Raw genomic sequence first — 3,454 nt, forward strand, 5'->3', positions numbered from 1 at the left:
CCGTCGCAGACCGCGAGTCCGCCTCGGACTCCACCAGGGCTCGACGCCCGGCCGCATCTGAGTAGTACTGCGCCAGTCCCGTCGCGGGTCCGCTGATCTCACCCAAGACATTCAGAACCCACCGGGGACCGTCCCCTTAGTCGATCGGTAGGCCGAAGACTGGACACTCTGGAGGAAGGTACTCGCGGAAAGTCTTCTCGCCGTCAAGGGACTCCTTGCCTAGAGGGTGCTACCTCGCGACCGGTGGCGCCATCGGGGGAACCCCTGAGAACTTCCGAACGAGCCGAGAGCCGCGCTGCCGACCTGTGGCTCCGTTGAAATGATCGGAGCAATGTTGGAAACCTGTGGATGAGGTCGGGGAGGGCGGATCTTCCCGAGTGGGGTCCGGTCACTCCGAGAGCGCGTCGATGAGTCGCTCCAACATGGCCTCCTCGTGCACGGCCAGGCCGCGCCGTCGCATCGCCGGCCCGAGCTCTGGGTCCCAGGACGGCTCCACGGCGGACCCGACCAGGGTCAACGACCCCGGTGTCGCGAGGTAGTCGTCCACGCCCATCAGCCACGGCGCCGCACCGAACCGGCCGGCGGCGTCGTTGGCCATCGCGACACCTGGCCAGTCGAAGTCACCGTGATAGCGCATCCGGGCACCGGCCGCCAACGCTCGGCTCAGCACCTCGATGACAACGAGGTTGGGGCGCCCGCTGGTGCAGACCACGCCGATCTCGATCCCGGTCTGCGCGATCGCCTCGAGAACTCTCGGGTTCTCGCACACGATGAGGTCCTGACCGGTCTGGAGTGAGGCGCCGGCCTCGAGGTCCCACCACGTGAGGTGGACCGGGCGCCATCGCGGACCGGACGCCGCGGCATGGGCAGAGGCTGGGGCCCGCAGCCCAAGACCCAGCAGTCCCCAGGTCAGACAGGTGGAAGACACCGAGTCCGCGACGACCCCAGCGGACTCCCACAGGGCGCGACGCTCGGCGGCCCCACTGCTCAGCTCGATCCCGCTGCGTGTGGCGAGCGCGCGGAGCACGATCGTCGAGAGCCGGCGATCGGCGTCGAGGGCATGCGCGTCGTATGCCGTGCGGGCCGCGAGCTCGGTCCGCGCCACCGGGGTCGCGCGAGACCCGGAGCTACCTCGTCCGGATTCGCCGCCATTGACATCGCCCTCCGCTAGCGCTTCACGTCTGCTCCACAGGATGTCCAGAGCCGTGAGCAGCAACGAGGTCGGATCCGGGTCGCGCATCAGGGAACCGTCCCGGCGCAGACCCTCGAGCCACGGGGCGACCCACGGCCACACCGCGCCTGGATGGTCCACGAGCCATTGCTCGGCGGCCCGGAACGGCTCCTGGCGACGGCTCGCTCGCACTGCCCGTCGTTGCGGGCGATCGACCAACGGCTGCCCGCGCACCTGCTCGACCGCCTCGACCAGCCCGACTCCCGCCCGCTCGGACAACCGCCGGTCCAGCACACCCAGATCGATGGACGCCCGGCCTGAGGTCACGGACCGCCCGAGCAGATCACCGAGCGCGTGCCGCTCCGATCGGTCGAGGTCGGCAACGACCAGTCGGCCAGTCGGCCGGATCCCGTTGCGCTCCAGGCGGTTCGCGATGAGCTCCCACACCCTCGCAAGCACGTCGAGCGACCACCACGACGGCAGTCCCAGCGGATCCGTCACCTGGACGCCTGCGCCACATCAAGCCCCGACGGTCGTCAGCTGTTGGCCATCCCACCGGTGCTGATACTGCGCGATGCCCCGCTCGTGCGGACTCCGCAGGGCCTCGTAGATCGCCAGCTGAGGCACCGTGGCGTGGGTGCCCCACAGTCGCTCGCTGGTGATGATGAAGTCGAGATCGAGGTCAACGAGCAGGCCGAAGAGCAACGGGTGGGTCCGCACGTCGATCTTGGGGAACGCGTCGTCGAGGAGCACGAATCGTGGCGCCCACGGCGCCGCCCCCGCCAGCGACTCGAAGTGCGCCGCGGCGGCGGCGAAGAGCGGGAGATAGCAGAGGACCTTCTGCTCCCCCTGCGACAGGGCGGTCCGGCGCTGGAGGTCACTCCAGCTGCCCGCCTCCGGGCGGAAGTACTGCACGGTGAAGGCGTGCCACTGGCGGTAGTCGAGCGCCTTGGCGAGGTGCTCGGCATACGACTCCTCGGGCGCCTCGGCCCGAGAGACCTCGATCAGCCGGTGGAGCACCTCTCTCAGCTCGGTGCGTTCGCCGGGTAGTAGCGCCCCCATCGGTTGCGCCAGGAGCGAGACCGCTCGGCCGGCTTCGCGGGGGATGTCGTCGCGCAGCTTCCAGCGCAGCCGCACCCGGATCCCCTGGGACGTGGTCACATCATGCAGCTGGGCGTTCATCGCGGCCACGAGCTCGTCGGCCTTGATCCGGACACTGCGCAGCGCGTCACCCAGCTGGCCGAGCACGTGCTCCTCGAAGAGGCGGCGTTCGCGCTCGGACAGCAGCTCACGGTCCCTGGCGACGGAGATGGTGAGCCGGGCGCCGAGGTCGACCAGCGGGAGGTCCCCCGAGTCGTCGCGGCCGATCGCGACGAGGACGCCGTCCTCGTCGGAGAAACGCGGCTCGTTGACGGCAGCATCGCCACTGAGGAGGGCGGCCATCCCGGCAAGGACGGCGTTGCGGGCGCGACTCGCCTCGTCGGCGCCCACCTCGAGCCGCTGCGCCATCGCCGCCAGCGGGGCGATGTCCTGCCCGGAGAGGACGGCAGCGTCTGCGCTCCCCTCGATGATCCCGGCGGACGTCACGACGCCGGGCACGTCGACCAGCGCGGCGAGGCCAACCTGACTGTCCTGCAGGAGAGGACGGTTCGTCTCGACCTGCATCGCTTCCGTCTCGACCCGGCTGCCCAGGCTGCCGACCCGACGGGTGAGGGCGTCGTGTTCGGTGTCGAGCTCCGCAGTGCGGCTTCGCGCGGCGGCCCTCGTTTCTGCGAGGTCGTGCAGGCGCTGCTCGAGCTCGGCGACCGATGCCCCCTCGGCTTGCAGCAGCTCGTCGCGCTCGGCCTGGACCGACTGCAGCTCCTGCTCGGCGGCCCGGGCCTCGTCCGAGACCTCGCGCAGGGACTCGACGTCGGCCCGGGCGGTCGCCGCGTCGCGGCCCCAGCGCCCGAGGTCCTCGCTCAGCCGAGACGCTCTCGACTCGAGATCACCCAACGCCGAGACCGCCGTCGCCAGCGACTCGGATCGGGCCCGGAGGCCTGTCTCCGTGATCGGCAGCTCGTGCAGCTGCGCCAACCCTTCCAGCTCGGTATGCCGGGTGGCGGCCTGAGCGCGTGCCGCCCGGGCGCGGATGGAGACCTCGTCGAGCTCTGCGCGTCGCAGGCCCACGGCCTGCTCCCGCTCCTCCTCGGTCGCCCAGGCCCGCAGCACCTGGTCGTGGCGTGGCCGGCCCTCCAGCCAGCCCTGGATCCGAGCCAGCTGGTCGCGCACCCGGGCGCGTTC

The 3,454-nt window shown here is 70.8% G+C and carries 2 protein-coding genes; both read right to left on the reverse strand.

Going from position 1 to position 3,454, the window contains the following annotated elements:
* Window positions 1-388 precede the first annotated feature (388 nt).
* Window positions 389-1,672, reverse strand: coding sequence for a TIGR02679 domain-containing protein (locus ACLL9L_RS02215; RefSeq protein ID WP_411283012.1), 1,284 nt, complete (start codon window positions 1,670-1,672; stop codon window positions 389-391).
* A gap of 18 nt (window positions 1,673-1,690) precedes the next feature.
* On the reverse strand, window positions 1,691-3,454 hold a 1,764-nt coding region (locus ACLL9L_RS02220), incomplete at its 5' end, for an SbcC/MukB-like Walker B domain-containing protein (RefSeq protein WP_411283013.1).

It is taken from the genome of Lapillicoccus sp. (assembly GCF_046595215.1).
GTDB lineage: Bacteria > Actinomycetota > Actinomycetes > Actinomycetales > Dermatophilaceae > Lapillicoccus.